The 16,589-nt window shown below is 42.7% G+C and carries 13 protein-coding genes; 5 read left to right on the top strand and 8 right to left on the bottom strand.

All coding sequences use genetic code 11. The features are described from left to right. Positions 1-105 precede the first annotated feature (105 nt). The 3 genes from NLP_RS25670 to NLP_RS25680 all read right to left on the bottom strand — a co-directional run bounded on the left by NLP_RS25670 (position 106) and on the right by NLP_RS25680 (position 4,982). Positions 106-945 (bottom strand): SWIM zinc finger family protein, encoded by an 840-nt coding sequence (locus NLP_RS25670; protein ID WP_104908794.1) that lies wholly within the window; start codon positions 943-945, stop codon positions 106-108. Between the two features lie 179 nt (positions 946-1,124). Continuing rightward, the gene (locus NLP_RS25675; RefSeq protein WP_158680534.1) at positions 1,125-1,397 is read right to left on the bottom strand and encodes a tetratricopeptide repeat protein; all 273 of its coding nucleotides are present in this window, start codon (positions 1,395-1,397) and stop codon (positions 1,125-1,127) included. 324 nt (positions 1,398-1,721) lie between these two features. Then, positions 1,722-4,982, bottom strand: a complete 3,261-nt coding sequence (locus NLP_RS25680; RefSeq protein ID WP_104908795.1) for a DEAD/DEAH box helicase — start codon at positions 4,980-4,982, stop codon at positions 1,722-1,724. 139 nt (positions 4,983-5,121) lie between these two features. Here NLP_RS25680 and NLP_RS25685 point away from each other — a divergent pair, with 139 nt between their 5' ends. Further along, positions 5,122-5,667, top strand: a complete 546-nt coding sequence (locus NLP_RS25685; protein WP_104908796.1) for a GNAT family N-acetyltransferase — start codon at positions 5,122-5,124, stop codon at positions 5,665-5,667. 101 nt (positions 5,668-5,768) lie between these two features. Next, positions 5,769-7,925, top strand: coding sequence for a polyribonucleotide nucleotidyltransferase (locus NLP_RS25690; RefSeq protein WP_104908797.1), 2,157 nt, complete (start codon positions 5,769-5,771; stop codon positions 7,923-7,925). 95 nt (positions 7,926-8,020) lie between these two features. Here the strand turns inward: NLP_RS25690 and NLP_RS25695 are convergent, their stop codons facing one another. Genes NLP_RS25695 through NLP_RS25710 form a run of 4 tightly spaced genes read right to left on the bottom strand, consistent with a single transcriptional unit; the run spans position 8,021 to position 11,482 of the window. Then, entirely contained in the window at positions 8,021-8,230 is a 210-nt protein-coding gene (locus NLP_RS25695) for a type II toxin-antitoxin system HicB family antitoxin (RefSeq protein WP_104908798.1), read from the bottom strand. Between the two features lie 2 nt (positions 8,231-8,232). Then, positions 8,233-8,493 (bottom strand): type II toxin-antitoxin system RelE family toxin, encoded by a 261-nt coding sequence (locus tag NLP_RS25700; RefSeq protein ID WP_104908799.1) that lies wholly within the window; start codon positions 8,491-8,493, stop codon positions 8,233-8,235. After that, positions 8,486-8,716 carry a hypothetical protein gene (locus NLP_RS25705; protein ID WP_104908800.1) on the bottom strand — a complete coding sequence of 77 codons (231 nt, stop codon included), beginning with the start codon at positions 8,714-8,716 and terminating at the stop codon, positions 8,486-8,488. Before NLP_RS25705 ends, NLP_RS25700 begins: the two co-directional genes overlap by 8 nt. Before the next feature lie 15 nt (positions 8,717-8,731). After that, positions 8,732-11,482 carry a HEAT repeat domain-containing protein gene (locus NLP_RS25710; RefSeq protein WP_104910038.1) on the bottom strand — a complete coding sequence of 917 codons (2,751 nt, stop codon included), beginning with the start codon at positions 11,480-11,482 and terminating at the stop codon, positions 8,732-8,734. A 10-nt stretch (positions 11,483-11,492) separates the two neighbouring features. Here NLP_RS25710 and NLP_RS25715 point away from each other — a divergent pair, with 10 nt between their 5' ends. Together NLP_RS25715 and NLP_RS25720 are read left to right on the top strand one after the other, a co-directional pair. Then, positions 11,493-12,101 (top strand): Uma2 family endonuclease, encoded by a 609-nt coding sequence (locus NLP_RS25715; protein WP_234017382.1) that lies wholly within the window; start codon positions 11,493-11,495, stop codon positions 12,099-12,101. A 98-nt stretch (positions 12,102-12,199) separates the two neighbouring features. Further along, the gene (locus tag NLP_RS25720; protein ID WP_104908801.1) at positions 12,200-13,054 is read left to right on the top strand and encodes an HIT family protein; all 855 of its coding nucleotides are present in this window, start codon (positions 12,200-12,202) and stop codon (positions 13,052-13,054) included. Positions 13,055-13,468: 414 nt separating this feature from the next. On the opposite strand, the gene NLP_RS25725 is transcribed toward NLP_RS25720, so the two are convergent. Continuing rightward, complete coding sequence (locus NLP_RS25725; RefSeq protein WP_104908802.1) at positions 13,469-14,287, bottom strand: Uma2 family endonuclease; 819 nt, start codon at positions 14,285-14,287, stop codon at positions 13,469-13,471. 684 nt (positions 14,288-14,971) lie between these two features. On the opposite strand from NLP_RS25725, the gene serA reads away from it, so the two are divergent. Then, complete coding sequence (serA, locus tag NLP_RS25730; RefSeq protein WP_104908803.1) at positions 14,972-16,552, top strand: phosphoglycerate dehydrogenase; 1,581 nt, start codon at positions 14,972-14,974, stop codon at positions 16,550-16,552. Positions 16,553-16,589: the final 37 nt, after the last annotated feature.

Below are 16,589 nucleotides of genomic sequence, written 5' to 3' on the forward strand. Positions count from 1 at the left end.
GTTCAGAATTCAGAATTGGTAAATACTCTACTTATAAAGGGATAGAGTTTTAAAGCGAGAATATTCCAGTCAATTTAATTCATAATTACAAATTACGAATTAGTATCAACTTCCTCCTACATTCATCGCTGCTAAAACAGCCTTCTGGCTTACATCTCTGTAAACCGTATTCAAATACTTCATTACCACATCACTCGAAGTCGAATTTACTGCATTTTCCTCTTCCTTTGCTAGGGGAACCGCTCCCAATACATCTAATATCGTCTCGCTACTGGAGGGCACAATCACTACCAATGATGACTCTAATGGCTCATTGTATTGCCAGAAAGAATCAATTTTTACCGAGTATTTGTTATTAGGAATTGACTGTTGAATATCGGGCGTTTCTGTGGTACTACTGGGTTGAATCTTGGCACTACGTAATTGGCGTAAATCGCTGATAATTTGCTCTTTAGAACGTCCGCGCAATTGAAATAGTACAAAGGGGTCTTCACTGAATCTATCGCCTAACTGATAGTATATCGCACCAATGTGTTTACAGGGATTTGCTTTATCAGGACAAGAGCATTTACTTTGGACATCAGCAAGGGTAAATGGAAATATCGAAAGACCATTAGCCGTGAAGACTTCTTCTATATTTTGTGGCATTTCTCCTGCTAGTAGCTTGGCAGCAAAAATTGCCCTTTGGGACATGGTTTCAATTACATAACCCCACTGTTCATCGGTAAATGGTTCAAGGGAAAGGGAAACTTTATAAGGTTCTACTTCACTACCTTGCACTCTAGCCAATACTTTCGCACTTTTAAATTCGATGCTGAGAACATTTCCTTGACGAGCATAGTTTCTTGCACGTTCTAAACGCTTTTTAAAGCGATAGGAATCTAGCAAATCTAGCCATTGTTGTGACCACCATTCTCGACTTGCTTGTAATGTGTAATTAGTCATAAGTCAATTCAAAATTAAAAATTATGGAATGGATGAGTTGCTCTCGTTTTGTGACAGTTACCCCAAACTATAGCGTTTATGGTTGGGAGCATATTCAGTTTCGCAAATATACGCCTACAGAATGGAACTCTGGCACTACACAGGGGCGTAAAATCTTGAATGAATTACGGAATTACGAATTATTCCATCGCCGCCTTGCGCCGCAACCGCTCAACCAATTGGCGCGAAAAATCCAAGTTCTGATCGCGCAGACGCTCTCGGATTTCCAGGGCAGCCAGGGCTAAGGATAGCGCCTCTGTGTAGCGCCCCTCCACCTGTAAAACTAGCGCTAGCCCCGTTTGAGCATGAGCTAGCAAGTCTTGTCGTCCCACTTCCTGCGCCAGGGCTAACTCACGCTCGTACCAGGGGCGGGCTTCTATAGGGCGATCGCCTTTGGCAGACGCTCCGTACATTCGCTCTTAACTTACTCATCTAAACTTTCTGCGATCGCTTTGAGCAGTGCCTCAAAATCTGATTGTATATGAATCTCTTCCGTCAGAGCGAGAGTTCTCTGTAATGCTTCTCGATCGTCCATAGAGTTATATCAAACATCAATATAAGATATTTTTAAATATAAAGATTCAATAGACCCCTTGCAAAAGTCTCGACTTTTAACTATTTCTCTGCGCGTTTACGTGAAGTCAAGAAGTATTTATGCAAGAAGTCTAATGCATACGAACAAATACAATTTTGTAGTGTTATACTACACAGAAACCAGTTAAGTTTACACCACAAACTTATTCTGCATCATCGTCAATTACTGCACTGCGGTCAAGTAGTAGTAAGTTGCGGAGTTGGTCTGTATCCATTTCAGTTAACCACTCTTCACCAGCACCTACAACTTGTTCAGCCAATTGTTTTTTACTTTCAATCATGTCATGAATTTTTTCTTCTAAAGTGCCAGTGCAGACAAATTTATGTACTTGCACATTCCGAGTTTGACCAATCCGAAATACTCGGTCTGTGGCTTGATTTTCTACGGCTGGATTCCACCATCTATCAAAGTGGAATACATGATTTGCTCGTGTTAAATTCAGTCCTACACCACCTGCTTTCAGAGAAAGAATCATAATCGGTGGCCCTTGAGGGTCATGTTGGAAACGGTCGATCATTTCCTCACGTTGTTTTTTGCTGGTGCTGCCATATAAAAAGAATATTTCTCGCCCAAGCTGTTTTTCTAAATAGGGTTTAAGTAATTTACCCCACTCAGCAAATTGTGTAAAGATTAAAGCGCGATCGCTTTCTGCTAAAACTTCTTCTAACATTTCTTCTAGCCGCAGAAGTTTGGCTGAATTATGTTGCTCTAATGTCGCCTGTTTCAAATATTGAGCTGGGTGATTGCAGATTTGTTTAAGTTTGATTAGTAAAGCCAAAATCATCCCCCGGCGTTGCAATCCTTCAGCAGATTCTATCTCTACTAAAGATTGTTCTACAACTTGTTGATAAAGTGCGGCTTGTTCGCCAGTTAAACCACAAAATACGGTCATTTCTTGCTTATCTGGTAAGTCTTGAATTATGTCGCGATCGCTTTTCAATCGCCGCAGTATAAATGGTTGCACTAATGAACGTAACTGAGTCAAAGAAGCCGTATCACCATACTTTTCTATTGGCATAGCAAACCGCCTTTTGAAAAATTGCTTATTGCCTAAATACCCAGGATTGAGAAAATCCAAAATAGACCATAATTCTTGCAGTCTATTTTCTACTGGTGTCCCCGTCAACGCAATCCGAAATGTAGCTTCTAATTGGCGTACTGCTTTTGACTGCTTCGCCTCTGGATTTTTCACATTCTGGGCTTCATCTAAAACTATTATTTGCCAAGAGATACTTTGCAATGACTTGATATCTCGATGAAGAAGTGAGTAGCTGGTAACGATTAAATCGTGATTTTTTACTGCTTCTAAAAATGCTTTCCCTTTGGGGCGTTTGTCACCGTGATATTGCAAAATTTTCAGGCTTGGTGCAAATTTATTGACTTCCCTTTCCCAGTTGCCTAAAACCGAAGTTGGACAAACTAGTAGTGTTGGATTTTCTAGTGCATCTTGTTCTTTGAGATGTAGCAAAAAAGCAATGAACTGAATAGTTTTACCGAGTCCCATATCGTCGGCGAGACACGCGCCTAAACCCCAACGTTCTAAAAATGACAGCCAAGCAGCGCCTCGTTCTTGATATGGTCGCAACTGTCCTTTAAAGCCTGTTGGTGTGGGTAAAGGTGCGATCGCTTGATTATTTGTTAACGCCCCAATCAACTCTTGCAATGCCCCAGATGCATCAAAGCTAACCACTGGTAACTTTTCAATTGCCTGAGTATCCCCTGTACTCAGACGCAAAGCATCTTCCAGAGAAAGGGCCATTTGGTCTTTGCGAGTGGTAAAAAAAGTTTGGGCTGTCTTGATATCTTGAGGCCGCAATTCTACCCACTCACCGTTAATTTCTACTAGCGGACTATTTAAAGCCACAAGTTTATCAAACTGGGCTTTGGAAATAGTTTGTCCGCCAATTGCCAATTGCCATTGGAAATTCAGGAGACTCTGCAAGCCTAAACGTCCCTGCTTTGTCTTTGGGGTTTCGGCAGTAATTTTTAAACCCAAACGGTTCGCCCATCCTTCACGATTAGCCAAACTGGGAGGCAAAATTACTCCCAAACCGCTGTCTTCCAGCCTCCAAGCTACAGCTTTGATAAACTCGTAAGCTTGGATAGGGGTGAGACGAGAAAATTGAGGATATTCGGTTTCAAAACTGGCTACTATTGTTGGGTATAATCTGGAAGCTACCCCCAAACCTCGCAAAAATGTTTCTTGTGGTTGGTCAATTGTGCGATTTTTATAAACCAATCTTTCAACTGGATTGTTCCAAATAGTTGCTGCATCCACTAAAAACTCTGGATCGTCAGCCGCTTGCAAAAAATACGCCAATGTCCAATCTGTATCGCCAGACTCTGGAGAACGCAGTTGAAAACAGGTACGAAATAGAGTTTTAAGGGTTAATTGGTATTGTAGCGGCATAGTCCAAGCCTTCAATGCCGCTTCCAGTCGTTCCACTTCAATTGCATCTGCATTAACTGTATGAGATGCACTAGTTAAGGCTGGCAACCACTGTCGCACCCCAGCTGGTAATGCGATCGCCTTAGCTTCAATTGGAGGTTGAGAACCTACCATGTCTCGCACTTGGGCATCTATCGTACTGTTGAGAAATCCCAAAAGTAATTCTTGAGGTTCGGCGGGGAAGTTTACATAAAGTAGGGATTGGGAAAATTCCTCCCCAGTCCCTAGCCCCCAGTCCCCAGTTCCCAGTCCCTCCTCATAGGTACGACAAACCAACGGCATATTCGCAGAAAATTTTTCTAGGCGGGTTCCATCTACAGCGCTATCTAGAAGTACTTGCCATTTAGCAGCAAATGCACCATCTGATTGTTGGTCAATTGTTGGTAAAAACTTACACCGTGAGATTAAATCTAAACTCCAACGGGCAATCTGTGACCAAAAGCGTAAATCTCCACCCAAAAAGGCATCTTCCCCTTTAGCAGCATTTAGGGGAACAGCAGCGAGAAATTTTACTGCTTCGCTGGGGTTGAGACAAAAACCTTCAACTCGCCAAGGTTGCAAATATTGCGGGGAGTCAGTGTCTAGCCCTAAGCTAGCAGAATGTACAGGGAAAATCGCTGTTGTTCCTTCATTAGTATCTTCTGGGATATAAGTTGGTAGGGCAATTATTTGTGAATTTGTTGGCAAAGTAATCTCAGTGGCACTGGCGGCTTTGCGCGTTCGTCCAGTAGTCGCGAGCGCAACTTGGGGTTGCTGAATGAAGTTGGTAATTGCCATATTCTGGGAACGCAACCACTCACTCAACTCAACTGATGTCATTGCCAATGGATGTAGTGCTATATCTCCAGATCCATTAAGCTCAAAATTAACTCGTGATGATCGCCAAGTTTCCCCCCAAACAAATAAACAACCATTTTGATTTTTTAGTAACCAATTACAGTGTAAAATCGCCATTTGCTAACTACTCAGATTTTCCCAAAACTCAAGAACTAAAATTGCAACTATTCTACTTTTTACATCTTCTCAAAAATAATTTTTAACCAATTTTGCATATAATAATTTAAGTAATTATTCAATAGAAACATTATTAATAATGAATTTTCCCATAATTAAAGTTTTAAAAAATGGGATGTTAGTGGAACTAGATTATATGCATCCTCAAGAGGAGGAGGTTGTAAGAGCATTACTCAATATTGTAATTGTTGAAGGTAAAACCTATCCCCAAAAGCAACCTCTCTCTCCAACAGAATTTTCAGCTTATTGGTTAAGCAAGGATGCCTTTGTTGTCAGGACATCTGTTGTAGATCCTACACACAAGCCAAAAGAAATATTAGGGGCGTTTTATTTAAAGCCAAACTTTCCCGGTCGGTGTAGCCATATTTGCAACGCTGGTTTTATTGTACAACCAGGCTTTGGCGGTCAGGGTTTAGGACGGTTTATGGGAGAGGCTATGCTTTCAATAGCAGCAAATTTGGGCTACGAAGCAGTAATGTTTAATTTGGTCTTTGAGACTAATATACCTTCAATTACACTTTGGCAGTCGTTAGGATTCGAGATTATTGGGCGAATTCCGGGCGCGGCGAAGCTAGAGAATGGGCAGGTGGCAGATGCGCTAATCTTGTATCACACTTTGCTTTGAACGACTTGTCTATCTTTGTATCTACTAGAAGTCAGCCATAGGGCATAAATGTTAGGATTGCCACAGAAAGAGAATAGCGAAAGAGAAGGAAAAAAAACTGAATGGCAGAAGTTGATAAGTCAATATCCTTCGATGGAAGGGATATTCGACTGAAAGTAGGCCTACTAGCTCCCCAGGCAGGTGGATCGGTTTTGATAGAATCAGGGGACACATCCGTTTTAGTGACGGCTACGCGATCGCAAGCCAGAGAAGGCATTGATTTTCTTCCCCTTACTGTAGATTATGAAGAAAGGCTATATGCCGCTGGTCGGATTCCCGGCGGGATCATGCGGCGAGAAGGTCGCCCACCAGAAAAAACAATTCTCACCAGCCGTCTTATAGACCGTCCCATGCGTCCCTTGTTCCCTTCATGGCTAAGGGATGACTTGCAAATTATTGCCTTAACGCTGTCGATGGATGAGTTAGTTCCACCGGATGTGTTAGCAGTTACAGGCGCTTCCATCGCTACCCTGATTGCCCAGATTCCTTTTAATGGGCCAATGGCAGCAGTGCGGGTTGGTTTAGTGGGAGATGATTTCATTATTAACCCCACTTATGCAGAAACTGAAGCTGGAGATTTGGATCTGGTAGTAGCAGGTTCACCACATGGCGTGATCATGGTGGAAGCGGGAGCCAATCAGTTGCCAGAGCGAGATATTATCGAGGCGATTGACTTTGGTTATGAAGCAGTGCGGGACTTAATCAAAGCCCAGCAAGATTTAATCGCAGAACTGGGTCTAGTAATAGTGCAAGAAGCACCACCAGAAGTAGACCAAACGTTAGAAAATTATATCCGCGATCGCGCCAACGGTCAGATTAAGAAAATCCTGTCTCAATTTAGTTTGACCAAACCCGAACGCGATGCAGCTTTAGATGTCGTCAAGGATGAAATTGCCGCGACGATTACTGAACTGTCAGAAGAAGATCCCATTCGAGTTGCCGCAACTGCAAATAAGAAGGCACTTGGTAACACTTTTAAAGATATTACCAAATACTTCATGCGGCGACAAATCATCGAAGATAACGTCCGCGTTGATGGTCGTAAACTCGATCAAGTGCGTCCGGTTTCTTGTTTAGTTGATGTTTTACCAAAGCGAGTCCACGGTAGCGGTTTATTTAACCGGGAACTAACTCAAGTATTATCCACTTGTACTCTGGGTACACCTGGGGATGCTCAAAACCTCAACGATGACATGCAGCTAGATCAGCACAAGCGTTATCTGCATCATTACAACTTCCCGCCGTTCTCAGTCGGAGAAACCAAGCCAATGCGGGCCCCAGGAAGGCGTGAAATTGGTCATGGGGCATTAGCAGAGCGATCGCTAATCCCTGTGCTACCGTCAAAAGAACAATTTCCCTACGTGATTCGCATCGTCTCGGAAGTACTTTCTTCCAACGGTTCCACCTCAATGGGTTCAGTCTGCGGTTCCACCCTCGCCCTGATGGATGCTGGTGTACCAATTCTCAAACCCGTCAGTGGCGCGGCAATGGGTCTGATTAAGGAAGGGGACGAAGTACGAGTCCTAACCGACATCCAAGGCATTGAAGACTTTTTGGGCGACATGGACTTCAAAGTTGCCGGGACGGATACCGGGATTACCGCCTTGCAAATGGATATGAAAATCTCCGGTTTGTCTTTGGACGTTATTTCCCAAGCCGTCCACCAAGCTAAAGCAGCCCGGTTGCACATTCTCGAGAAAATGCTCGCCTGCATTGACACACCACGGACTGAAACCTCACCTTATGCTCCACGTCTGTTAACAATCAAGATTGATTCAGACATGATTGGTTTGGTCATCGGGCCTGGAGGCAAGACTATTAAGGGGATCACAGAGGAAACTGGTGCAAAAATTGACATCGAAGATGATGGCACCGTGACAATTTCCGCTGTGGATGAGAACAAGGCCAAGAGAGCCAGAAATATCATCCAAGGCATGACCCGCAAGTTGCACGAAGGCGATGTCTATGCAGGACGCATTACTCGGATCATACCGATAGGTGCATTTGTGGAATTCTTGCCAGGAAAAGAAGGCATGATCCACATTTCTCAACTAGCTGACTACCGCGTTGGCAAAGTTGAGGATGAAGTAGCGGTGGGCGATGAAGTGATTATCAAAGTGCGCGAAATTGATAACAAAGGTCGCATTAATCTCACTCGCTTGGGTATTCACCCAGATCAAGCAACAGCAGCAAGAGAAGCCGCGGCGGTGAATCGGTAACTCGATTTGGGATTTTAGATTAGATTAAATCTAAAATCCGCGATGCCTATCGTGAAGGCATCGCCGTATGCTTCTCTAATTTGATAAATTACAAATTATTTTAACGACTTCTCTAGTGTTTTTGGCTCAGGTAGAGGTTGACCGTCAGCTAAAGATGATTCAATCAGCATTTCTAAAACTTCTTGAGCATTTTTGAAAGCTTCTTCGTAAGTATCTCCGTGAGTATGACAAAATCCCCATTCAGGAAGACTCACAACAAAACACTCGTCTTCATCAGACCACTGAATAACGATTGTATATTTCATATTTATTCATACACGTCTCGGCGATGAGCAATAGTGGGGACAATAAGCTGATTGGTTTCATCATCAATTCGGTAAATAACGCGATATTCACCAATGCGATAGCGATAGTAGCCTGCAAAATTACCTTTGAGAGGTTTAATATTAGGGTGAAAACGAGGATTTTGTTCCAGTTGCTCAAAGCACCTAGCAATCTTTTTGGCTAAAGCTTGGCTTGCAAAAGCATAAATCTCCTCTGCTTCAGCAGACAAAACAATGCTATACATCAGACCGAATTGTTCTCCAAGTTTTTACCCGACCCTCAGCAACATCTTTTTTACCCCTCTCGAAAGATTCAATAAATCCAGGAATATCAACTAACTCTTGGGTAGCATCTTCACTTTCTTTATCTGCTAGATAAGCTAAGAAGTCAGCAACCAGTTCTAGGCGTTCTGAAGACAATCCATCTAGATATTGGTTGATTTGTTGACGAACTTCTGTGTTGTTCATATTTTTGAAACTCTTTTACTTCTCTAATTCTGCCAACTTCTGTTGAGCAAAATCTCGCACTTGCTCATCTAGGTCATTCGCTGCTTTGTCGCGTAACAGTGGTAAAGTCTGGGGATGCTGAGGAAATTGCTTGATAATTATCTCTAGTGCAACCCGTCGAGGATTGGTTTCATAGTCTCGCTTACGCTTAAAGGGGTCATTAACAGCGCAGTTGTAGTAAATTTCAAATAACTCAGGCTGATTTCTAAAGTGTTTGGCTAATGCTTGGATGGCTGCACCTCGCACATTCCCCTCATTATCAGCAGTGGCGCGGTCTTTAAGAAACGAGCGGGTGTCCGGGTCATCTGGGAAATTGCTGGCTAATGCTTCGATGGCTACACTTCGCACATTTCCTACATTATCAGCAGTGGCGCGGTCTTTGAGAAACGAGCGCGTGTCCGGGTCATCTGGGAAATTGCTGGCTAATGCTTCGATGGCTGCACGTCGCACATTCCCCTCATTATCAGCAATGGCGCGGTCTTTGAGAAACGAGCGCGTGTCCGGGTCTTCTTTAAAGTTGCTGGCTAATGCTCGGATAGCTGCACGCCGCACATTCCCCTCATTATCAGCAGTAGCGCGGTCTTTGAGAAACGAGCGCGTGTCCGGGTCTTCTTTAAAGTTGCTGGCTAATGCTCGGATAGCTGCACGCCGCACATTCCCCTCATTATCAGCAGTGGCGCGGTCTTTGAAAAACGAACCCGTGTCCGGGTCATCTTTAAAATTGCTGGCTAATGCTTCGATGGCTGCACCTCGCGCATTCCCCTCATTATCAGCAGTGGCGCGGTCTTGCAGAAACGAGCGGATGTCTGGGTCATCTTTGAAATTGCTAGCTAATGCTTCGATGGTACTACCTCGCATATTCCCTTCATTATCAGCAGTGGCGCGGTCTTGCAGAAACGAGCGGATGTCTGGGTCATCTTTGAAATTGCTGGCTAATGCTTGGATGGCTACATATCGCACAAACCATTCATTATCAGCAGTAGCGCGGTCTTGCAGAAACGAGCGGATGTCTGGGTCATCTTTGAAATTGCTAGCTAATACTTGGATGGCTTCACCTTGTACATTCACATGATTATCAGCAGTGGCGAGGTCTTTGAGAAACGAGAGGGTATCCGGGTTATCTGGAAAATTGCTGGTTAATGTTTGGATAGCAACAAGTTGCACATTCCATTGATTATCAGCAGTGGTGCGGTCTTGCAGAAACGAGCGAATATCTGGGTCATCTGGAAAATTGCTGGCTAATGTCTGGATGGCTGTAATTCGCACATTCCCATCATTATCAGTGGTGCCGCGGTCTTTCAGAAACGAGCGGATGTCTGGGTCATCTGAAAAATTGTTGGCTAATGCTTGGATGGCTGTAATTCGCACATTCCCATCATTATCAGCAGTGGCGCGGTCTTTGAGCCAGTGTAAAGTATTGTTGTTATCTTTCCAAATTGCGGCGATTGTTGCAACTGCTTGAGTGCGAACTTCCTGAACTAGCTTAGTTTCCTCATATTGATAGTATTCGTAATAGTACCAGAGGTCATATTTAGTTAAATCTTTTAGCTTATCAAGTAATTCATTAGCCACTGACGCAATTACCGAACGATTTTCCACTTCTGCAAGATAGTTAGCCGCTAAAAACAAGTTGATAAATTTTTCCTCTTCGCCATCTTGCACCATTAAGTAATCAAGAATTTCACCAACAAATTTCGCATGAATCATTCTCGCAATTAGCCGCAATACCTCATGCCAAGTTTCATCTTGCCAGTGTTTGCCAAAAACTTCAGTTTTGAGATACTCAATTGTAATACTGCGTTCCTTCTCGAACTGCCGAACAAACTCCGAAGCACAGAAAAATTCTAAAAAAGTCCGATGCACAAAGGCATAGTAATCTGCACCCAAGAAACATAAAATAAAATTGCGAGTCCGCAGTTGATTAATCATCACCCGCGCAACTTCTCTAGCTTGACTGATTTCTAGACTTTTGAGATAGTCAGTCAAAATCTTCTCTAAATCACCTACACTAATCAAATTGCCAGCCAAACCTTTATCGCCAGTTTGCATATGATAGGCAACCTGACGCAACATTGCTTGCTTATCTTTATAATCAATAATTTTAGGATCTAATCTCTTATCTTCTTGCAAAGCACGTTCCACATCCCATTGATGCAATAGTACCCGCGATGCTTGATTGTAAAGTTCGGCTCTATCTCTTGGCAATTCCTGATTCCGATTCAGAATCGCCATCATCGTCAACAACAGAGGATTTCCTGCTAGTTCTGCAATAGATTGTGAAGTGTCAATCCCGATTTGCAGCCGTTCCCGTTTTCTAACTTTATCCGCAGTATCGATAAAAGTTAACTCATGCCAGCGGTAAATAAAATCCTGAATTTGTTCTGCTTCTAAATCTTGCAATATAAAGTGGTGAAACTCAGCATCTCGCAAACGTTGCGGTTTGTAGCCAATCACGCGAGAAGTGACAATCACCTGCACATCACGATATTCATTAGTGAAGCGATGAATATCAGTAATTACATCTTCTCGTTGAGCAGGATCAAATACCTCATCCAAACCATCGAACATCACCAAAGCCTTACCAATCTTTAGCTGTTCGTGCAGTTGATGTTGGTTGAGGTGAGAAATCGCACCACTACATTTATGAAAAAATTCGAGAAAATTATGACACTCTTTATCCTCCCGCCGCCGCATATAAGTGCGTAACTCAATCAGCACAGGACGCATCCAACCCCAAATGCTGATTGGCTCTAATTTTGGACTTGTAGCCACAGTCAACAAAAAAATCGTTGTTAAAGCCCCTGATTGGTTTTACGTCCCTCAAGTGCAGTCTGTAGCCACAAATGTAGTTCGTCGCAGCTATACCCCAAATTTAGAAGGCGCTGCTGTGGCTGTAGTGATGGAATTTCTCTCAGACACAGAAGGTGGAGAACTATCAGTTCGTTCAACTCCACCCTACGGTAAACTCTATTATTACGAAAAGATTCTCCAAGTTCCAACCTACGTAACCTACGACCCTTACGAACCAAGCATAGAACTACGCTGCTTGCAAAATGGACAATATACTTTGCAGCAAGCAGACGCCAATGGACGCTACTGGATTCCTGAGTTAGAGTTATTTCTCGGAATTTGGCAAGGTGAAAGATTATGCCAAACCATGAATTGGCTGCGCTGGTGGGATAAAGAAGAAAATTTGCTGTTGTGGAGCAGCGAGCAAGCCCAACAAGAACGCCAACGCGCCCAACAAGAAAGCCAACGTGCCCAACAAGAACGGCAACGTGCTGATATATTAGCAGCTAAGTTACGTGAGCTAGGTATTGACCCTGATGCGACGCCGATAGCGTAGCGGTAGCGAGTCCGCGAGCGTCATAGCCCGTCGTAGACATCGCATAACTTCAAGGGATGCTGGGAATAATAATTTTGGGACATCAGCACCAAAATTCTATGAAACAGCAAAAAAATGAATTCAGCCATCTTACTGCGATCGAAAGAAGTTATCTATCATTTCCGGCACAGTTTTTATTAAATCAAAACCTTCTCCAAGGCAAAATACTAGACTTTGGTTGTGGCTTTGGTAATGATGTTAAAATATTGCGCCAAAAAGGTTGTGATATTACAGCCTATGACCCTTATTATTTTCCAGAATATCCTGATAATAAATTTGATACAATAATTTGCTTTTATGTTTTAAATGTTTTATTTCCTGAAGGACAAGCTAATGTTCTCATGCAAATATCCCACTTATTAAAACCAGGAGGCAAAGCTTATTATGCTGTGAGAAGGGATATCAAAAAAGAAGGTTTGAGAGAGCATTATGTCCATAAAAAGCCAACATATCAATGTATTGTCAAACTTCCCTTTAATTCAATTTATGTAGATGAATATCGGGAATTATATGAATATATTCACTACAATCATCAGCGCAATTCATCTAATTATTGTATATTTTGTAATCCTCGGAAAAATCTAAATTTATTAACTGAATCAGCAACTGCTTATGCTGTTTTTGATGCCTATCCCATAAGCAAAGGACATATTTTGGTGATTCCCAAACGTCATGTTAGCAGTTATTTGGAACTACCATTTAAAGAGCAATCTGCTTGCTGGTTTATGGTGAATAAAGTACAAGAAATTCTCAAAGTAGAATTTGAACCTGATGGCTTTAATATAGGAATGAATATCAATCGAGCCGCAGGTCAAAATATTATGCACGCTAGTATTCATATTATCCCTCGTTACAAAGGTGATACTGTCTCTAATAAAAGTGGAATCAGAAACGTTATTCCTAAAAAGGAATAGTTTTTCTGTAATAATTCAGGATTCATAATTTTGCTGTAACTTTACCGCTTTGAAGTAATTATGAAAATTACTGGAACATCATGACTTACTCAAACTTAAGTTTCGGGTGGAGTGGCTATGTTTCCAGATCGTGGAAAAACCACTGATGAGTTATTGCAAGTAGTAGATCAAGCGCTCTATGCTGCTAACTTATACCATTTTACCAAATGAAAGATACAAATATTTTCTCCTCTGCTTACCTAAATGTATTAACCTTAAAGTGAAATGGTATTACATGGGCGCAATTGCATCAAGCGTGTGTAATCTAATTGATGAAATGTAAAAGTTTTAACAATTATTTATGAAAAATACATATATCTAACTAAACCTAAAAATTAGGTTTTGTTGAAAATATTGCAAAATATTTCAGTTAAGTCAGATATCTGGATCTATTCCGAGCGCTCTTAATTGTTTTGCCAACTGTTGAACCCGTTGTTCTGCAACATCAGCGCGTTGTGATTCTTGTTGAGCGCGTAGTGCTTCTTGTTGAGCGCGTTGTGATTCTTGTTGAGCGCGTAGTGCTTCTTGTTGAGCGCGTAGTGCTTCTTGTTGAGCGCGTAGTGCTTCTTGTTGAGCGCGTAGTGTCTCTTGTTTTACTTGTTCTGCGGGCGTGAGATACCGTTGTCCTTGCTCATCATACCAATACATCCATTCCCGCGTTACACCACAATAATTTCCCCTTTCACAACCAATTCCCAGTCCAATTTCTGGTAGCCAAACGGGGTTTCCCTCTTGCAATTCATACTTACCATTAACTAACTTATGTACTTCCAGATGCGGTTTGCGTCGGCGACGAGAGGAATAAATCACGTAATAAAGTACACCTAAAGCCTCATATTCATCCAATTTAGTAGTGTATTCCTTACGATAATTTTGGGAAACTACTTCTAGGACGAAAATCGGTACAACATTTTCATCCCACAGCACATAACTAGGACGCAGTTCCTCATCATAAAATCGCTCTACCCCTAAGCTCAAAAATCCATCTGGCACAATTGGCGGTTTATCAGGGTGATAATAAATACCCATATCTATCGCAAACAACCAGTCCATACGTTCTGACCAGAGTATCAGCAGGATCGCCTTTAACAAGCCTGGTATCAATTCTTGCAGTTCATTATCCACAGGCGTTTCATCAGAGTCGGGTAGTTCCTCGGCTGAGGGCAAGTACCTTGGCAAGTTGTACTCTAACATGGCTGGTTTCCCCAAAACTCAAAGGATATTTCACTCTATTTGGCTCACCAAAATTATAGCGATTTCTTTGCAACTCTATCATTAGTTTACTACTGTATATTAAGTATTCCACTGACACTAATTGACAGCTTTTAACTACTAGACAATCTTAAATCTGCCGCAATCATCAGCAATAAAATTTATTTGATGCCTAGATTCTAACTGTCACAATCTGATTATCTTGATGATGCAATGTTTTGCTTTGACTAGGGGATACCACTTGTGGTAGTGAAAAACAACCAAGATTCGACAGATATAATAGTTACTGGCTCGTTTGGTGGTTGTGTAGAGCATTGCCTCAGCTAAAGTTGTAGCCCAGCCAAGAATACACGCATTTCTACCCCAACAAGGAAGTTGCTTAAGCCGATAAAATTTTGGTAACTCTTAACTATTAATAAATATATAGGTGCTTAGTGCTATTCATGCTTTATATTTAGCGACAGGGTAGCGCAAACAGCTACTCATCTTCAAATAGTTAGGAGGCAGTACCCACCGAGAGCAACTCACGCTTCGATACCATCAGCACGTAGTGTAAGTAAAGGTTAAGTTGATATTCAAACGAATAATTTTTGCTGAATTGCGACAGATAAAGACTAAACTAAAAAGTCTTGTGCTGCAAAACCTGTAGCTTTAAATGAAGTAATCATGTCTAAGGTTCTTGTCTCAGATTCTATTGACCAAGCTGGAATTGACATTCTTTCGCAAGTTGCTACCGTTGATGTCAAAATAGGTCTAAAACCAGCCGAACTGCTCCAAATTATTGGTGAGTATGACGCGCTGATGATTCGCTCTAGTACACGCGTCACCCAAGAAATCATTGAAGCCGGCACCCAGCTAAAAATCATCGGTCGTGCTGGTGTGGGTGTGGATAATGTGGATGTTCCCGCTGCCACACGCCGAGGAATTGTGGTAGTCAATTCTCCAGAGGGAAATACAATTGCCGCTGCCGAACACGCGCTAGCGATGATTTTGGCTTTGTCTCGCCACATCCCCGATGCTAACGCTTCGGTGAAACGCGGTGCGTGGGATCGCAATAGCTTTGTCGGCGCGGAAGTCTACAAAAAAACTCTCGGCGTTGTCGGTTTGGGTAAAATTGGCTCCCATGTTGCCGCTGTAGCTAAGACAATGGGGATGAAACTCTTAGCTTATGACCCTTTTATTTCTACAGACCGAGCCGAACAACTTGGCTGTCAGTTAGTTGAACTAGATTTACTCTTCCAGCAAGCAGACTATATTACGCTGCACATCCCTAAAACCCCAGAAACCACCCACTTAATTAATGCCACAACCCTGGCAAAAATGAAACCCACAGCCCGGATTATCAACTGCGCTCGTGGTGGGATCATTGATGAAGTAGCTTTAGCAGCAGCTTTGAAAGCAGGTAAAATCGGGGGTGCAGCCTTGGATGTGTTCGAGTCAGAACCTCTGGGTGAATCTGAGTTGCGATCGCTAGGTAAAGAAATCATTCTCACTCCCCACTTGGGAGCCTCTACCGCAGAAGCTCAAGTGAATGTGGCCATTGATGTTGCCGAACAAATTCGCGATGTACTTTTAGGACTACCAGCGCGTTCAGCCGTAAACATTCCCGGACTCGGCCCCGATGTGTTGGAAGAACTCAAACCCTATATGCAACTAGCAGAAACTCTAGGCAATCTGGTGGGACAGCTAGCTGGTGGACGGGTAGAAGTACTCAATATTCGACTGCAAGGAGAACTCGCGACTAATAAAAGTCAGCCTTTGATCGTCGCTGCCCTCAAAGGACTACTTTACCAAGCTTTGCGGGAACGGGTAAATTACGTAAATGCCAGCATAGAAGCTAAAGAACGCGGAATTCGGGTGATTGAAACCCGCGATGCTTCCATTCGAGATTATGCCGGCACACTGCATCTAGAAGCCACGGGTACTTTAGGTACTCATTCTGTTACAGGTGCTTTGTTGGGTGAGCGGGAAATCCACCTCACCGACGTTGATGGTTTCCCAATTAACGTCCCACCCACTAAATATATGTTGTTTACCCTGCACCGCGATATGCCAGGGATTATCGGCAAACTTGGTTCCCTACTCGGCAGTTTTAATGTGAATATTGCCAGTATGCAAGTAGGTCGTAAAATCGTCCGTGGTGATGCCGTCATGGCTCTGAGTATAGATGACCCTTTACCAGAGGGCATTTTGGATGAGATTATAAAAGTCCCTGGTATTCGAGACGCGTATACAGTAACTCTTTAATTTTGGATTTCGGATTTTGCGGAAAGTCTGAGCGGAG

This window comes from Nostoc sp. 'Lobaria pulmonaria (5183) cyanobiont', from assembly GCF_002949795.1.
In the GTDB taxonomy this organism is placed as follows: Bacteria; Cyanobacteriota; Cyanobacteriia; order Cyanobacteriales; family Nostocaceae; genus Nostoc.

Bases quoted from the DNA above. Each gene is read 5' to 3' on its own strand.
- NLP_RS25685 (WP_104908796.1), top strand. From the start codon at position 5,122: ATGAATTTTCCCATAATTAAAGTTTTAAAAAATGGGATGTTAGTGGAA.
- NLP_RS25700 (WP_104908799.1), bottom strand. From the start codon at position 8,493: ATGTATAGCATTGTTTTGTCTGCTGAAGCAGAGGAGATTTATGCTTTT.
- NLP_RS25695 (WP_104908798.1), bottom strand. From the start codon at position 8,230: ATGAAATATACAATCGTTATTCAGTGGTCTGATGAAGACGAGTGTTTT.
- NLP_RS25715 (WP_234017382.1), top strand. From the start codon at position 11,493: ATGCTGATTGGCTCTAATTTTGGACTTGTAGCCACAGTCAACAAAAAA.
- NLP_RS25705 (WP_104908800.1), bottom strand. From the start codon at position 8,716: ATGAACAACACAGAAGTTCGTCAACAAATCAACCAATATCTAGATGGA.
- NLP_RS25720 (WP_104908801.1), top strand. From the start codon at position 12,200: ATGAAACAGCAAAAAAATGAATTCAGCCATCTTACTGCGATCGAAAGA.
- serA (WP_104908803.1), top strand. From the start codon at position 14,972: ATGTCTAAGGTTCTTGTCTCAGATTCTATTGACCAAGCTGGAATTGAC.
- NLP_RS25725 (WP_104908802.1), bottom strand. From the start codon at position 14,287: ATGTTAGAGTACAACTTGCCAAGGTACTTGCCCTCAGCCGAGGAACTA.
- NLP_RS25710 (WP_104910038.1), bottom strand. From the start codon at position 11,482: ATGCGTCCTGTGCTGATTGAGTTACGCACTTATATGCGGCGGCGGGAG.
- NLP_RS25680 (WP_104908795.1), bottom strand. From the start codon at position 4,982: ATGGCGATTTTACACTGTAATTGGTTACTAAAAAATCAAAATGGTTGT.
- NLP_RS25690 (WP_104908797.1), top strand. From the start codon at position 5,769: ATGGCAGAAGTTGATAAGTCAATATCCTTCGATGGAAGGGATATTCGA.
- NLP_RS25670 (WP_104908794.1), bottom strand. From the start codon at position 945: ATGACTAATTACACATTACAAGCAAGTCGAGAATGGTGGTCACAACAA.
- NLP_RS25675 (WP_158680534.1), bottom strand. From the start codon at position 1,397: ATGTACGGAGCGTCTGCCAAAGGCGATCGCCCTATAGAAGCCCGCCCC.